Annotated in this window: 10 protein-coding genes and 1 tRNA gene; 6 read left to right on the plus strand and 5 right to left on the minus strand. The window is 64.8% G+C overall.

Translation table 11 applies throughout. From position 1 onward, the window contains the following. Window positions 1-21: 21 nt before the first annotated feature. Window positions 22-1248, plus strand: coding sequence for an ROK family protein (locus ACW17Z_RS14410; RefSeq protein WP_492056497.1), 1227 nt, complete (start codon window positions 22-24; stop codon window positions 1246-1248). On the opposite strand, the gene ACW17Z_RS14415 is transcribed toward ACW17Z_RS14410, so the two are convergent. From ACW17Z_RS14415 to ACW17Z_RS14425, 3 genes are all read right to left on the minus strand, one after another. Then, window positions 1245-4673, minus strand: a complete 3429-nt coding sequence (locus ACW17Z_RS14415; RefSeq protein WP_492056498.1) for a glycosyl hydrolase 2 galactose-binding domain-containing protein — start codon at window positions 4671-4673, stop codon at window positions 1245-1247. The genes ACW17Z_RS14410 and ACW17Z_RS14415 overlap by 4 nt on opposite strands. Window positions 4674-4730: 57 nt before the next feature. Then, window positions 4731-5684: an ROK family protein gene (locus tag ACW17Z_RS14420; RefSeq protein ID WP_492056499.1), complete on the minus strand. Its 954-nt coding sequence runs from the start codon at window positions 5682-5684 to the stop codon at window positions 4731-4733. A gap of 191 nt (window positions 5685-5875) precedes the next feature. Next, a complete protein-coding gene (locus tag ACW17Z_RS14425; RefSeq protein WP_419318645.1) occupies window positions 5876-6016 on the minus strand; it encodes a hypothetical protein in 141 nt (46 codons plus the stop codon). A gap of 540 nt (window positions 6017-6556) precedes the next feature. Between ACW17Z_RS14425 and ACW17Z_RS14430 the strand changes: the two genes are divergently transcribed. Then, window positions 6557-9757, plus strand: coding sequence for a PAS domain S-box protein (locus tag ACW17Z_RS14430; protein ID WP_492056500.1), 3201 nt, complete (start codon window positions 6557-6559; stop codon window positions 9755-9757). After that, window positions 9747-10172, plus strand: a complete 426-nt coding sequence (locus ACW17Z_RS14435) for a response regulator (protein WP_419318641.1) — start codon at window positions 9747-9749, stop codon at window positions 10170-10172. The genes ACW17Z_RS14430 and ACW17Z_RS14435 overlap by 11 nt, the downstream gene beginning before the upstream one ends. 186 nt (window positions 10173-10358) lie before the next feature. Here the strand turns inward: ACW17Z_RS14435 and ACW17Z_RS14440 are convergent, their stop codons facing one another. Continuing rightward, window positions 10359-10505 (minus strand): hypothetical protein, encoded by a 147-nt coding sequence (locus ACW17Z_RS14440; protein WP_492056501.1) that lies wholly within the window; start codon window positions 10503-10505, stop codon window positions 10359-10361. 243 nt (window positions 10506-10748) lie between these two features. Beyond that, window positions 10749-10822 (minus strand) — tRNA-Cys (locus ACW17Z_RS14445). Window positions 10823-11542: 720 nt separating this feature from the next. Here ACW17Z_RS14445 and pdxR point away from each other — a divergent pair. The 3 genes from pdxR to ACW17Z_RS14460 all read left to right on the plus strand — a co-directional run bounded on the left by pdxR (window position 11543) and on the right by ACW17Z_RS14460 (window position 16800). Further along, window positions 11543-13363: a MocR-like pyridoxine biosynthesis transcription factor PdxR gene (pdxR, locus tag ACW17Z_RS14450; protein WP_419318631.1), complete on the plus strand. Its 1821-nt coding sequence runs from the start codon at window positions 11543-11545 to the stop codon at window positions 13361-13363. Window positions 13364-13502: 139 nt separating this feature from the next. Then, a complete protein-coding gene (locus tag ACW17Z_RS14455) occupies window positions 13503-14390 on the plus strand; it encodes a carbon-nitrogen hydrolase family protein (RefSeq protein ID WP_419318629.1) in 888 nt (295 codons plus the stop codon). Window positions 14391-14451: 61 nt separating this feature from the next. Further along, complete coding sequence (locus ACW17Z_RS14460) at window positions 14452-16800, plus strand: TonB-dependent receptor (protein WP_492056503.1); 2349 nt, start codon at window positions 14452-14454, stop codon at window positions 16798-16800. Window positions 16801-16829 lie beyond the last annotated feature (29 nt).

Consider the following 16829-nt stretch of genomic DNA (forward strand, 5'->3'; position numbering starts at 1 on the left):
ACTTTCAAAAGGCATATCATTTTGGTCAATCAATTCGTTCCGGAGGCCTCGACCCGGCGGCGTAGCGCCGGGGCCAGTTTCTCGGGCGCCAATCTGGAGCGAGTGGGCGACCATAATCAGCGCGTCACCTTGCAGGCTGTGCGCGCGCGCGGGCCGGTGACGCGCGTGGAGCTGGCCGAAGCCACAGGCCTCACACCGCCAGCCGTCGCCAATATCACCAAGCGCCTGATGGACATGGGCCTGGTGCTGGAAGCCGGGCGTCTGCAGGGCGGGCGCGGCCAGCCGGCCATGACCTTGATCGCCAATCCCGAAGGCTGCTTCTCGATCGGCATCCATATTGATCGCGACCATATCACCGCGACCCTGGTCGATTTCGCCGGAGAAGTCCGCGCCCGCGCCAGCCAGGAGATCGCTTTTCCGTTGCCCCAGGATGTCACCGCGTTCTGGACGGGTGAACCAGGTCGGGGCCTGTTGGCGTCGCTGCCCACGCCCGATCGGCTGCTGGGTATCGGCGTGGCCCTGCCTGACGATTTCGGCAAGGTGGCCCTGCCGCATCGGCCCGCCAGCTTCGACGCCTGGAACAGCCTGGATCCGGCCAGTCTGTTCACCGACGTTGGTGGTCCGCCGGTGTTCGTCGAGAACGACGCCGCTGCGGCTGCCCTCGCCGAACTGCAGTATGGCCATGGCCTGAGCAAGCCCAGCTTCTTCTATGTGCTGATCGCCGCCGGCCTGGGGGGCGGGCTGATCATCGAGGGCGAGCATTTCCGCGGCGCCGACGGACGCAGCGGCGAACTGGGCTTCTTGCCGTCGCGCGCCGCGCTCGGTGGCGCCTCGAACGGCGTCTCGGTGCAGTCGGTCGTTTCGCTGTCGGCGCTCTACGCCCAGATCGAGATGGGCGGCTTTTCGGTCGCCGATCCGGGCGCATTGCTGGATTTGCCGCCGGCGGGCCAGGCCCTGATCAGCGACTGGATCGAGCGCGCCGCCGACGCCCTGACCGATCCGATGATCAATATCAGCTGTCTGATCAATCCCGAGGCGGTCTATCTGGGTGGCCGCCTGCCGGCCGCAATCGTCGACCAATTGGCCACGGCGCTCAACACCCGGCTGGCCGCCCTGACCGGATTGCCGGCCATCGCCCGGGCGCGGCGGGCGGCGACCTCGGCCGATGGCCCCGCGATCGGCGCGGCCATCTTGCCGATCATCGACCAGCTTTTGCCGTCGCGGGCCACCTTGCGGAAAACGGCCTAGGGTACGGCGACCGCAACAGGCGCGGCGTTCCAGCCCCTCAGGCTCAGGTCCAGCGGGCCGCTGGCCGCCGCCGCCCGATAGCGCACCTCGATCGGGCGTTCCTCGCCGGGCGTCAGGGTCAGATAGTTGTCGCTGTAATAGGCCGGAAGCACGGCCCGGCCCTGCGCGTCAGTCAGGGTCAGTTTCAGGTTCAGGGCAGGCGCGGCGCCGGTATTGGTCACCTTTGCGGTCAGCACCGTCTCGTCACCGTCCGTCCGGCGCGTCGTCTTTAGCGATACGGCTTGGGGCGTCATGGCCGACAGCTTGCGCGAGCCGGCGGCGTCGCCGGCGATCCAGTAGCTGTTGTCGCTCAGCACCTGTCCCTTGGCCGAGCTTAGATCCAGACGCACGACGACCGCGCCCTGTTCGGTCAGCAACGCCTTGAGGTCCAGAGCTTCGCCGACGCTGACGCTATCGGCCTTGGCCGACAGGGTCACGGCGCGATCTGACAGCAGGCGGCCATCCAGAGCCAGCACCCGTACGCGGGCCTTGGCGTTCTTCAGGTCGATTCCGCCGTTATTGACCAGGGCCAGGCGGTGATCAGCCAGGCTCATCTGGATATGCACCGTCTGCGCCGCCTTCTTGACCCCGTAAAACGCCCCATGGGTGTCATAGTCGTGGCTGTAGATCTGCCACATGGTGCTGGGCCAGGCCGAATGGGTCATCCACAGCAGCCGGCCCGAGGATCTGGTCCACAGCTCGGCGTTCATGCCCTCGAACATTGCCCGGTGGGTTTCGTAGTTCATCAGTTGGGCCTTGCGCTCGAAGTCCTCAAGGCTGGTGGGCGGACCCAGCTTGGCGGCCATGGCGTCCTGGAAGGTCTTGACCGCGCCGTTCCCGGTCGGATGCCAGTCGTGATAGGCCCAGGTGTCGCTGATCGGCCAGCGATCGGCCTCCGGCACAGCGGCCTTGAACGCCTCCAGCGTCGGGAACGAGGGCGTGCCGACCTCGACCGAGAAGCCCTTGGCGTGGTCGCTGAAATAGCTCTCGGGCTCGCGATAGTTATACGGACCGCTGTTTTGCAGGTTCACCCGGTTGGAGCTGCCCGTGTACCAGCGGGTGCCGTCCAGATCGTGGACCAGCGCCTCCAGGCCCTCATTGAGGATCGGCTGCGGCACGCCCTCATTGCGGCCAAACCACAGGGCGATCGAAGGGTGGTTGCGGAACCGCTTGATGACGTCGGCGGCGTTGGCCAGGAACAGCGGCACGTCCTGCGGTTCCAACTGGTAGTCCTGGGTCGAGGCCCAGAAGTCGTTCAGCACCAGCAGGCCGTACTCGTCGGCCAGGTCGAAGAAAACCTCCTCGGTGTTCTGGCCCACCCAGTTGCGGATGGTGTTGAGATTGGCCTCCTTGTGAAGCCGGAAGTAGGGCTCCAGCCGCTCACGCTCGACCCGTTTGCGCCAGTCATCCATGCCCCAGTTGCCGCCGCGTGCGGCGATACGGCGGCCGTTGACCTTGATCACCAGATGCGGCGACAGGCCCACCTCGGGCACGTCGCGCACGGCGGGCGAGGCGTCACCGGCGGCGGTCAGGGAGGTGGCCCAGCCGTCGGGCACCTTGCGGATACCCTCATGGCTGCCGTCGGTGATATCCTGGCCCAGCTGGCGGGCCTTGGCGAAATCGACCTCAACCCGGCGCAGCTGGCCTGCCGGGTTGATCAGCGACAGTTCATAGGTGATCTGGCGCATGCCAAAGCGGATGCGTCGTTCGTCCGACGCCTGACCATCCTGGCTGACCGTCAGGGTCAGGGCGTGCAGGGCCGGGGCGCCATAGCCGTTGGGCCACCAAAGTTTCGGGTTCTTGACGGCCAGGGCCGGGAAGGCGGCAGGCGTGAAGCGCACGTCCGACACGCCGGGCGGAGCCAGGACCGTCTTTTCCACCCGCACGCCGTCGAAGGCGGCGGTGAGAGTGATGTTGGCGGGCCTGTCGCCCAGGTTCTCGATCGGAACGATGATCTCGACATCGGCCTGGCTGTTGTCGGCGCGGGGCAGGGTGGTCACCACCTGAGCGTCGCCGATCCGTGCCTCGCCCGTGGCCCGCAGGGTGACGTCCTGCCAGATCCCGGTGTTGCGATCGCGGACGCTGGGGATCCAGTCCCAGCCCTCGGAGGCGACGAAGGTCGGCCCGTCCAGCGCCATCATGCCGCCGTTCTCGCCGACCCCGGCGGTCAGGGATTCCTCGTGGGCGATACCCGGATGCGGCGGCGGCGAGACCCGCACGGCCAAGGCGTTTGAGCCGGCGACCAGCATCTTGGTCACGTCGAACTGGCCGCGGATGAAAGCGCCCTTCATGTCGCCCAGTTTCTGGCCGTTGAGCCAGATCTCGGCGGCGTAGTTGATCCCCTTGAATGTCAGCAGCAGGCGCTTTCCAGCCGCTTCAGCCGGGGCGTCGAACGTGGCGCGATACCAGTAGTCCTGCCGGTTCAGACTCTCGGGGATCAGGATGTTGTTGAGGCCGTGATCGGGGTCGGCATAGACGCCGCGATCAACCAGAGTGGTCAGCACGGTGCCGGGCACGGTCGCCGCGCGCCAGGCTTCTGCCTTGAAGCCAGGCCGGGAGATCGCGCCGCCGCCTGCCGAGATGCTGGGCGCGTCGATCAGGGACCAGCGCTTCAGCGTCCAGAGCCCTTCGCCGTCAGCCTTCAGCGCCGGTCCGGAATAGGCGGGGATCGCGACGGGAACATTGGCGGAAGCCTTGCTGCGGGGCAGGGTCCAGGGATCCTGCGGCGCGGTCTGGCCGTACATCTGCCGGACCTGGACCGGCCAGGTCGGGCTGCCGGTGTCAAAGACAGTCAAGGCATCGTTCGGCGGTGTCCCGGCCAGGACGGTGACCGCGTCGGGCGCCAGGGCCGTCCCGTCATAGCGCAGTCCCGCCACGTCGCCCGCATAGGCCGCAAAGCCCGCGACCTTGCGCGGCGCCAGTCGCAGGCGCGCCGTCACCGCATCGCCGGGCAGCGTTCCGGCGCCGACCGCATGGCCATCGACGAACAGGCGCACCGCGCCGCCGTCAAAGACCGCCGTGACCTGATGCCACTCCCCGGGCAGCCAGGCGGCGTCGGCGCGGATGGTCCGTCCGCCACTGGTTGCGCCAAAGCCGCTGGGGTCGAGCACGAGATAGCGGCCCTTGCCGGTCGGGTCGCCGACGCCGGCGATCAGGGCTGGCCCCCTGGGGCGTTCGGAAGGGCGCACCCAGGCGCTCAGGCTCCAGGGGCTGTCGGCGGGCAAGGCGGCGCCGGCCGCAAAGCCTGGCAGGTCGCGGGCGATCTCGTCGCCGCCGGCCGGGAAGGTAAGGTTGAACGGCCCCGCGGTCTGGGCCAGGCCGGAGCCGGCCGTGGCGGTCATGGCGATCAGCGCCATGGCGCGAGCGAAGTGAGAGTGCTTGCCCATGATCGTTTCCTCCTCCTTGCGCCGACGGTGACGTGACCGTCCGGCTGCATTTTCTGTTCAGATCGTTGTGGACGCCGGGATTGTGGTGTCGGGGACTAGGCCGTCGGCAGGCCGATCGGGCTGGGACCACAGCATCGCCGCGCCCCTCACACCGGAAGCGTCGCCCCAGCGCGCCGGAACCAGCTTGGCAGCCCAGCGGTCGGAAAACACATGCGGCGCGATCAGGTCCGGCAGGCGCTGATAGAGCGCATCGACCTTCGACAGCCCGCCGCCGAACACGAAGACGTCGGGATCAAGAATGTCGCAGATCATCGCCAGGCCCCGGCCCAGGCGCTCGAACAACCGATCCAGCGCTGCAACGGCCTCGGCGTCGCCGGTCGCCGCAGCGTTGACGATCTCTTCGCCCTTCAGGGCGCGACCCGTGCGGGTCTGAAAGTCACGCTGCAGGCCCGAGCCCGAGATCCATGTCTCCAGGCACCCGCGCCGTCCGCACCAGCAGGCGGGGCCGGGCGTCTCATCGGCCGCTGGCCAGGGCAGGGGAAGGTGGCCCCACTCGCCGCCGACGCCATTGGCGCCCTCGACCAGTCGCCGATCCACCACCACGCCGCCGCCGCAGCCCGTGCCCAGGATTACCGCAAAGGCGGTCCTGAATCCGGCGGCAGCCCCATCGATGGCTTCGGACAGGGCCAGGCAATTGGCGTCGTTGGCGACTCTAACGGGGCGCAAAAGGGCCTGCTCCAGATCTTTCCCCGGCTGGCGGCCGTTCAGCCAGACTGTATTGGCGTTGCGCACCAGACCAGAGGTCGGTGAGACCGACCCTGGCGCCCCCATGCCGACTGTTCCGCGAGCGTTGGTGGCAGACTCTGTCTGGTCAATCAGATCACGGATAATTCTGATAGCGCTGTCATAGGAGGCCGGAGTCGGGGCGCGGAGACGCGAGACGTAGCCGCCTTCGGGTGCCAGCGCCGCGACTTCGATCTTGGTGCCGCCAACATCGACGCCAATGCGCATGCCGCGCGTCGCTCTGCTATCCGCGTCCAACGTTTCGTCCCCAGCCGTTCTTGGCCAAGACAGATCACAAGGTATTTATAAAAACAATTTGTTTTATTATTTGCCCGGACGATGATTGAGGACGCTCGGGCGGTTGGGACGCTCGAGTCTCTGGACCTTGGGCTGTGCCGGGGAGTGCTGTAAGCGAGGACCTATTTCTGGCGGCCCTCGGCCAGCCGCCGCCGCGCCGCCGCCCGGCGGGCCTTCCAATGCTGGACATAGGGAGCCGCGAACGTCCAGGCGAGCGTCGCCGCCAGGATCAGGACGATCGGAATCGCCAGCTTCAGATTCACACGGACCTCCCCAGATTTTGACCCAGATTAGCCGGGGTCGCCACACGGCTCAATTGCGCAAACCCGACGAGGGGAGGGTCGGACCGGAGAAAGTTACGCATAACCGGTCGCAGATCGTCTGGGCCAAGGCGTTGGCATATCGTCTCGCCGATGGGACGCATCGATAGGCCCTCTTGCGACGCGCCGTACAGGCGCCCGCCTGCGTCGAGCGTATTCATCGGCAGCCCGTTAGCTCTACGAACATCCCGAAAGTTGAGATTGCTCAGAGCGTTGATCTCGCTTTCCGCAAAGTAACTATCCAGTTAACCAGTCCATAATGCGTCAGTCGCTCCACAGAGACGACCAACTTCTGAATATCATAGTAAATTTCTCGCAAATGTTTCAGCAATCATGATTTGAACATCTATTGCGCGAGCTGAGCGCCAATACCCAAAACACAATACGGGGATACGCGCCTATCCCGCCCGTGCCACTAGACTACGCACGGATTTGCCGTGATGGTTCCCATCTGAGCATGCCAGCCGATTGCGAGCGAACAGCATGGACGAACGCGAAGTATTAAGGCTGGACGCCTTGCGGGCGTACAGGGTGCTGGACACCGAGGCCGACGCCGCCATCGATCGCTTGGCGGGTCTGGCCGGCAACCTGTTTGCGACGCCCATTTCGCTGGTCTCGCTGGTCGATGAACATCGACAGTGGTTCAAGGCCAAGGTGGGCCTGGAGGCGTCCGAGACGCCGCGTGATCAGGCCTTCTGCGCCCATGCCATCGCCATGGGCGCCGATGCGGTGATGGTGGTTGAAGACGCCACCCTGGACCCCCGCTTTGCGGACAATCCCTTGGTCACGGGCGCGCCCGATATTCGCTTCTATGCCGGGGCGACCTTGACCACCAAGGACGGCCACAATCTCGGAACCCTCTGCGTCATCGACAACAAGCCGCGGCCGCGCCCCAGCGCCGCGGAGCTGGAGCGACTCAAATTGCTCGCGCGCATTGTCGTCGACGAGTTTGAACTGGCGCGAGCCAACCGCCAGACCCGCGAAAAACAGCGGCTTCTTGAAATCGCCGAGGTCATGTCCGGGGTGGGCCAATGGCGGCGGGACCTCGTCACCAACAATGTCGTTTGGTCCGACACAGTCTACGCCATCCACGGCGTAGATCGCCAAAGCTTCGACCCCGATCTCGACGACGCCGTGGCCTTTTATCATCCCGATGACCGCGCCATGGTCATGGGCCATCTGGCCCATGCGAGCCAGACCGGGGATGGCTTTGAGTTCCGCCTTCGCCTGATGCGCGCCGATGGCGCCGTGCGCCACGTGATCTCGCGCGGGGTTTGCGAGCTGGACGATCACGGGAAGCCGGCCTCGATCCTCGGCCTGTTCCAGGACATCACCGAGACCGTCGAGACCATCGCGAGCCTCCAACGCCGTCAGGAACGCTACCGGCTCGTGACCGAGCATGCCGGCGACGTCATCGCCCGCTACGATTTCGCGGGCGCGGGCCGCTTCATCTCACCCGCCGTCGAGAAGCTGCTGGGCTACAGCGTCGAGGAAACCATCGACCTGACCGTGCCGATGGTGCTGCATCCCGACGATCGTGAGCGGGTGATGTCGGTGTTTGAGGCCATGTCGCGCGGCCTTGACCAGACGACCCTGCAGCACCGCTCGCGGCACAAGCTGGGCCACTATGTCTGGGTGGAAGCAAACCTTCAGCTGGTGCGCGATGCGGCCGGCGCGCCTCAGGAAATCGTTGCTGTCGCGCGAGATATCTCTGACCGCAAGGCCCTGGAACTTGAGATGGCGACCGCTCGCGACGAAGCGCGCGAACAGGCCCAGCGAGCGCGACTGGCCGAGAATATCGGCGGCGTCGGCTACTGGCGTTACGACCTGAAGGCCCTGGATCTGGATGTGTCGGCCAAGATGTTCGAAATCTATGGGCTGGAGCGCGTCGAACATCCGGCCATCGAGATGTTCAACGACCTAGTCCATCCCGAAGAACAGGCCCGGACCAGGGCCAGGCTCGTCGAACGCTTGAGGACGGGTGAGGCCGACAACAACGTCATCACCCGCATCGTCCGTCCGGACGGCGGGGACCGCTACATCTCCGGCAGCTCGATTATCGAGATGGGGGCCGACGGAGCCCCCGCTTTCATCATGGGCACGGTTCGCGACATCACCGACGAACGCCGTATCCAGGCCGAATTGGCGGCCAACGAAAGCCGCTATCGCCTGCTGGCCGACAACGCCAGCGACATGATCGCCGCCTTCGGCCCGAGTGGCGAGATCCGGTTCGTCTCACCCGCATGCCGCCCTATCCTCGGCTACGCCCCCGAGGAGATGGTCGGCCGGCAGGTCATCGACATGGCCCATCCCGACGATGCGCCGCTGTTGATGGTCTACTATGCCGAGTTGATCGCCAGGGGGCCTTCCGCGATCTCCGAGCCCTTCCAATTTCGGGGGCGGCACAAGGACGGCCATTGGGTTTGGGTGGAAGGGCAGCCCAAGCTGTTCTTCGACGCGGACACTGGCAAGCTGGCCGCGATCCAGGATGTCATTCGCGACATCACCAGCCGCAAGGCGCTGGAGCAGGCCCTGAAACTGGCCCGCGCGGAAGCTGAAGCCGCGGCGGTGGTGAAGGCCGAGTTTCTGTCGAACATGAGCCACGAACTGCGCACGCCCTTGACGGCCGTGCTGGGCTTCTCGCGGCTGATCGAGGATCAACCCGAACTCTCGCCGGCCACGCGCCGTTTCGTCGATCGCGTCTCCAACGCCGGCAAGGCGCTGCTGTCGACGGTCAACGACATCCTGGACTTTTCCAAGCTCGAGGCCGGTCAGGTCGAGATCGTCGTTACCCCCAGCGACCCGCGACAAATCCTTGAAGACGCCATGGACCTCTTCTCGGGCCAGGCCCAGGAAAAGGGTCTGGACCTGGTGATGACCGGCTTGGATGGCCTGCCCCCGGGTCTGACCCTGGCCTCTGATCGGATACGCCAGATCCTGCTCAACCTGATCGGCAACGCCGTGAAGTTCACCGACAGCGGTCGAGTGGAGCTGGCCGCCAAGTGGACGGCGCGAACCGGCCTGTTTCGGGTGACCGTCACCGACAGCGGCGCGGGCATACCCGCCGATCGCCTGGATCAGCTATTCAAGCGGTTTTCCCAGGTCGACGGCTCCTCCACGCGCAAGCACGGCGGGACAGGGTTGGGCTTGGCAATCTGCAAGGGGCTTGTGGACGCCATGGGCGGCCAGATCGGCGCTGCCAGCCAGGCGGGCCAGGGGTCTTGCTTCTGGTTCGAACTTCCGGCCGCGAAGGTTTCGCTTGGCGAAGCCGGGACCGATAGCCAGGCGGCGGCGGTCATTCCGGAGGGTTGCCGTGTGCTGGTCGTCGACGACCGTGCGGTCAATCGCGATCTGGTCTGCGCGGTCCTGCGCGTGTTTGGCGCCGAGATGACGGAGGCCGCCGATGGCGAGGCGGCGGTCGGGCTCGCCAGCGCCGAGCCGTTCGATGTGATCCTGATGGATCTGCGCATGCCGGGTATCGGCGGCGTGGAGGCGACCCGCCAGATCCGTGAGGTCGCCCTCAATGGAAATGTGCCCATCATCGCCTTCTCGGCCGATGTCGGCGGGGCGCTGCCTGAAGGTGTCTTTGACGGCATGGTCGCCAAGCCGCTTGATGCGCGGGCGCTGATCACGGAGATCAATCGCGCCCTGTATCATGAGGGGGAGAGCGAAGATGCCGATTGAGGCGCGTCGGCGGCGAATCTTCATCGCGGAGGATGACCGCAATCTCCTCGAACTGCTGACCACCCGGCTCAGCCTGGCGGGCTACGACACGGTCTTCGGGCGTGATGGATGGGAGGCCATCGACGGCATCCACAGTACGCGTCCGGACGCCATTATCCTGGACGTCAGCATGCCCCGCCTGGACGGCTTTGGGGTCCTGCGCCACATCAGAAAGAGCCCCCTGGTGGCCAATATCCCGGTGATGATGCTCACCGCCCGCAATGCGCCCGGCGACGTCAAGGAAGCGCTGGCCCTGGGGGCGCGGGACTATCTCGCCAAGCCCTTCAGCGACGCCTTGCTTCTGGCGCGCGTGGCGCGGCTGCTGCGCGCCAGGCCTGTGGCGCCGACAGCGTCGTCAAACGTGTTTCTGCTGTAGTCGCGCCAACAGATTTGGCGGCCTACTGCCGCTGCCTCATCGACTCGGTATGAAGCAGAAACCGTGACGATCACATCCGGCGTTCCTGCCGCTATGTCGGCGAGGCCGTCGATAGCAAAACGTTACGTCGAAACGCGAAATCGATGGCCGAGCGAATGAAATAGTCTTTGTGGCCCATTCTGCCCCCTAGCTCATGTGGATCATCTGGGGTGGCTGCCCCCGCACAAACAGACTGATCGAGTGGCTCATGTAAAACCACATATCGAGTCGCACGATCATCAACACCGCGAAGTCGATGCTCCGCTCGCCGGGATTGACGGTGTCAGCTTCCACGACCTGCGCGGGACGTTCGTAACTCGTTGCTTCGTGCGCAACTGGACACGGGAAGAGATTGCATTTGTTCAGGTCACTCGCTTCGATCTCTCGCGACCCTTGAGAGATATGCCAACCGTAATTCAACCTCACAGGTCAACGCGAAGCGTCCGGCTAAGCGGATGCGAGACAGCGTTGGGGAGCTTTCCTGCAAACCGGTCTGCAAACCGGAGAACGTCGTTGAATTCAAATCATTGAAAAGATTGGAGGCCCGGCCCGGAATCGAACCGGGGTGCACGGATTTGCAATCCGCTGCGTAACCACTCCGCCACCGGGCCATCCGGGGTCAACGCAATATGCGTTGGCGAAGAGAGGCGTTCGATACAGGAGCGGTCTTGAAGTCGCAACCGTCTCGTGGGGCCCATCTCGCCCGACCGAGAGAAAATCGAAACCTGAACTGGCCCTCTCATGTCGCAGCCTGATTGGGCTGCCCCTTTAACGCATTGATATCATTCAATCGGGACCTGTCGGCAACTCAAGTAATGCGGCTTAAAGTAGCCCCTAGAGGCGCATTTCCAACTTAAGACCGTCCTCGAAGCCCATGGCGACCACGGGGACGGCGTCGCAGTGTGGCGACGGCGAAAGCTGCGTGACAGTCTCGCACACCGAGGCTCGCAACGCGGTGCGACAAGAGCGGACGGATAAATATGGCTTGGATCGGCCGTCCGGCTGGAAACACTTCCGCGAAGCATCGCTCCACCTCGGCCCGAGACCAGAATGAGCCCAGGCGGCGGCGATCGCACGGCCTTTGGCGGTCGCCGTCATCCCGCCTTCTCATTCAAGACCACGGGCAAACATGTCTTCGGTGAAATGTCAGGCAGGCTGACAAACTGGCGCCATGGCGCGCCCCGGAAAGGCTTTCGAGCTGATGAGCTTGAGTGGCCTCGGCGCGGGCAGGTCGGAGAACAATGGCAAGCCTTTGCCGAGCGCGCCCTGTTCCTGGAAGGTCTCGGGAGAAAGGCTGGACGCCGAGCCTCGGCTCGGGTGAAGATCTTGTTATGGCTGGGCCGCTCATCTTCCTCGATCCTGACAGTAATTTGAGCCTTCAGGATCAGGTGCGTCGCAAGCTGGTCGAGGCCGCCTGCGCTGGCGCCTTCGCGTCGGGGCGTCGGCTGCCGTCGTCTCGCGCTCTGGCCCAGCAACTGGGCTTGGCGCGCAACACCGTGACCTTGGCCTATCAGAAACTGCTCGACGAGGGTCTGTTCGTCAGTCGCGAGCGTAGCGGCATCTACGTCGATCACGACATGCTACGGGGTTTGACTTCGGTCGAGACCGTGGCCGGCGGACGCGACCCGGCGCCGGACTCCCATTGGGGCGCACGCTTCAAGACCGGGACTGACGGCGATCCGGCTTCGCGCCGTATCCCCAACTGGCGGCAGTATCCCTATCCGTTCATAGACGGCGTATTCGACGCCTCGTTGTTTCCCGTAACCGAGTGGCGAGAGGCCAGTCGCCAGGCCCTGACCGTCACAGACATCGCCCAGTGGGCCACCGATAGCGGCGACGCCGACGATCCGATGCTGATCGAGGAAATCCGCACCAAGGTGCTACCCCGACGCGGCATCCAGGCCCGCCCCGACGAGATCCTGATCACCGTCGGGGCTCAGCAGGCGCTCGCCCTGATCAGCCAGATGCTGATCGACCCGAGCGTCACTGTCGCGATCGAGGATCCCGGCTACCCCGACATGCGCCGCCTGATCGCCGACCGCGGCGGGCGCACGGTCATCCAACCGGTCGATGATGACGGCGTGTTGGTGGATCGTCGCCTCGACGAGTGCGATCTTATCTATGTCACGCCCAGCCACCAGTTCCCGACCGGGGTGATGCTGACCCAGGCCCGTCGCGACGCTCTGCTGAAGAAGGCGGCGGCCCGTGACATGGTGATCATCGAGGACGATTTCGCCTGCGAGACCAACTATCTCGATGAGGCCTGCCCGGCCCTATACAGTCTCGATCGCGATGGCCGGGTGATCTATGTCGCCGGTTTGTCCAAGGTGCTGGGCCCGGGTCTGCGGCTGGGGTTTATGGTCGCTCCCGCTGCGGTGGTCGCCGAGGCCCGACGCTTGCGTGGCTTGGCTGTGCGCCACCCACCTTTGAACAATCAGCGCACGGTGGCCCATTTCCTGGCCATGGGTCACCATGATGCGACGATGATGCGACTGGGACGGTTGTTTCGCGAACGCCGCACCGCGCTACGCGACGCCCTGAACCACTATCTGCAGCAGTCTGTGGCGATCGCGCCGGTGCGCGGCGGAGCCGCCTACTGGGTGCGCGGCCCCAGCCATCTCGACGTCAAGAGCCTGGCCGTCGAGGCCGAACGGCGCGGCGTGCTGATCGAACCGGTCGGGCCCTATTATGCCGGGGGCGAGGGGCCGTCGAACATCTTCCGCCTCGGTGTCACCAGCCTGCCGCTCGACCGAATCCGTGAAGGGGTTGCGGTGCTCGCCGACCTGATGCGCGACCTGCCCGGGGCCAAGCCCGCCTTCCCCCATGCGCCGGAGGCCCGGTTGACCGGGGAGGCGCTCCACGCGGCCATGTCCGGTGCGGTGTTGCTCTGCAAGACCGTCTATGGCGACCCTTGTACGATTGAATTGCTCCCGGACGGGCGGATGACCGGCCGCGCGGGTTACGCCAATGAGGATTGCGACGTCGGTCGGTGGTGGGTCGAGGACGATGTCTGGCGCCGGCAGTGGCGCCAATGGTCCTATGGCGAGATCGCCAGTTTTGTCACCGTCATTGTCGCAGACCGCATTGGCTGGTTCGACACCAATGGTCGGCTGGTCGACTCCGCGGTCATCCGGCGCGCGGACGCAGTATGAGCCTGGCGCCAGATATCGCCCGTCGGGGACGTTAGGCAAAAACTGGCGCCATCGATGGTCTTCGACTGGCGCTATGTGGCTTTCCTCTGCGCCGTCACTCTTCCGTCACAGGGCCATCCGGCTCGCAGTGGAAGACGACATGCGTCCCATCGGAATCGCCGGCCTGCAGCTTGAACTGGCCAAGGGTGACAATTGTGACCGGATCGCCGCCGAGATCGCGGCGGTCAAGGCGCGCCTGCCTTGGGTCGACATGGTCGTGGTCAGCGAATTGACCTTGTTCGGCGCGGGCGTCAGTCATGCGCAGCCCTTACCGGGGCCTGCCGAGAAGAAGATGTGCGAAGCGGCTCGCGCGGCCGGCGTCTGGTTGGTGCCGGGCTCATTGTTCGAGCAGTCGGGCGACAAGATCTACAATACCGCGCCTGTGATCGACCCCAGCGGCCAGGTGGTCGCCCGCTATCGCAAAATCTATCCGTTCACGCCCTACGAGCAGGGTGTGTCGTCGGGCGGCGAATTCGTGGTCTTCGATGTCCCCGAGGTCGGGCGTTTTGGTCTGTCGATCTGCTACGACATGTGGTTCCCGGAGACCACGCGAACCCTGACCTGGATGGGCGCCGAGGTCATTCTGCATCCTGGGATGACCAACACCATTGATCGTGACGCCGAGCTTGCAATTGCCCGGGCCAGCGCGGCGACCAATCAGGTGTTCTTCGTTGACATCAATGTGGCTGGCTCACTGGGGGTCGGTAAGTCCGGGGTGTTCGGTCCCGGCGGCGAGGTCATCCACCTGGCCGGAGCTGGACATGAAGTGATCGCCGTCGAGCTCGATCTCGACCAGGTCAGCCGGGTTCGCGAACGCGGCTGGCACGGTCTGGGTCAACCGCTGAAGAGCTTGCGCGATACGCCCATCGTCTTTCCGCCTTACCGCGACGGCTTTGCCGCCTCTCCCGCCTTCGCCAGCCTGGGGGCATTGGAAAAGCCGCGATCCGAACAGATCGCCCGGCCGAGCCTGAGCGCCATCAAGACCTAGCGTTCTGTAGAGCGCGTCATTGATCAACAAAAACGATAGATTTGAACGAGGGGGTTGCAGGATGAACAAGTCGAATCTTAGAGGGGCCGTATCGATCACCGCCCTGATGCTGGGTTTGGGAGCCGGCGGCGCGGCCATGGCTCAGGCCAGCGGCGCCAACACGATCGACGAGATCGTGGTCACCGCCAACCGACGCGAACAGAGCGTCCTGGAAGTTCCCTACAACATCTCGGCGGTGTCGGGCGCCGCCATCGAGACCGCCAAGATCGCCGACAGCGCCGAATTGATGCGCGGGATTCCGGGTGTCGCCGTGGTTGATCGAGGCTATCGCAACGCCGGGGTCGTCAACAACGTGCTGATCCGCGGCATCAATGTCGACAGCAATGCCTTGGGCGACTACGCGGTTTCCAGTGTCGCGCCGGTCTCGACCTACATCAACGAAACGCCGCTGTTCGCCGGCTTTCTGCTCAAGGATCTTGAACGGGTAGAGGTGTTGCGCGGGCCCCAGGGCTCGCTGTACGGCTCGGGCTCTCTGGGCGGAACCGTCCGCTACATCACCCGAGCCCCGAAACTGGGCGTGTTCGAGGGCGCGGTGAGCCTGACGGGCAGCAAGGTCGAAGGCTCGGGGAGCGCCGGCTGGGCCGGCGACCTGACCTTGAACCTGCCGCTGGGCGACACCCTGGCTCTGCGCGCCACTGTCAGCCGCATCGATTATCCGGGCGTGACCGACTATGTGAACCTCTATGTCCTGGACAGCTCGGGCGCGCCCGCGGCGCCTAACGGGCTGCTGTCGCCGAACGCGAACTACACGAGCAAGAAGGACGCCGACACGGTTGGGATCACCTTCGGGCGGGTAGCGCTGCGCTGGCAGCCGACCGACCGCTTCGACGCCACCCTGAGCTATAGTCAGCAGTCGGACGAGATCGGCGGTCGCCGTCAGGTGACCCATGGCCTCGACGGTTACGGCAAGGCCTATGGCGACTATCAGAACGGCTCGATCCAGCTCGAACCGTCGTCGCGAGACGTCAACCTGACCAGTCTGGAAATGAACATCGATCTGGGCTTCGCCACCCTGACCTCTTCGACCTCGCACTACGAGCACAAGGGGACGAGTGTCAGCGAGAACACCGGCTTCTACGCCCAGGCCGGCTTTCTGAGTTTCTACTATAACTATCCGCGCCCAATGGCTTCGGCCGTGCGCGACTATTCGGACACCGCGACCATCCAGGAACTGCGTCTGGTTTCCAAGACCGGCGGCGATTTCGACTATGTCGTCGGGGCCTACTACAATGATGACACCTTGGTGTCGTCGCAGGACAGCTACTTGCGTGGATTCAAGCGCTGGTGGGACATCTGGAGCGGCGCTCCGTCGGCGGTGGCCGGCGACCGGGACTTCAAGTATCGCCGTCACGAGGACTTCACCGACAAGGCCGTGTTCGGCGAGCTGACCTGGCACGCCAGCGACAGCCTGTCGCTGACCGGCGGCGTTCGCTGGTTCGACAACAAGGCGGTCAACAACACCCTCATCGATGTGCCCCTCTACACCTCGCTCAGCCAGCCGGTCACGGCGCGGTTCGAGTCGTCGGAGAGCCGGGCGCTCTTCAAGGGCAACCTGGCCTGGAAGTTCAGCGACAAGGGCCTGTTCTACGCGACGGTCTCCGAGGGCTACCGCCGGGGTGGCTCCAACGCCGTGCCGCTGAGCGGCAACTTTGCCGAGGACCCGCGCTGGCAGATCTACAAATCCGACGCGGTGGTCAATTACGAGGCCGGGATCAAGGGGCGACGGGGAACCATCACCTATGACGCCGCCCTGTTCTATGTTGACTGGAAGGACATCCAGCTCAACACCGCCACCCCGAACTGGGGCTTCTATGTCGTGCAAAACGGCGGCAAGGCGCGGACCTTTGGGCTAGAGTCGTCGATCGACGGCCGGCCAACCGACGCTTTGCACTATGCGATCGGTTACACCTATACCGATGCGGCTTTGAGCGCCGCTGTCGTCAGCCCGCTTGGCTCGGTGCTGGCGAGTGACGGCTCGAAACTGCCCGGCACGCCCAAGCAGGCGGTCACCCTGGCGGGTGACTACACCTGGAAACTGGGCGGTGACCTCCGCCTGGTCGCTCGGGCCAGTGGTTACTACCAATCCTCGACCCGCAACGCGATTGGAGGGGCGAAATACAATACCCGCCTGTCCGGTTTCCAGATCTGGAACGCTTCGACCTCGCTTTCGAAGGGGCCGCTGACCGGGACCCTGTTCATCAAGAACCTGTTCAACGACCCTGGCGTGACGGGCGAGTTCACCGAAGCCTACATGGGAACCCGGCCATCGGTCGGTTACTATGGCAACGCCTCGAAACAGTTCATCTCCCTGCCGCGGACCGTCGGTCTGTCGGTCGACTACAGCTTCTAGATTTCGGATGGGTGGCTTGGCGGCGCGGA

The organism is Caulobacter sp. GSs2 (assembly GCF_058680895.1).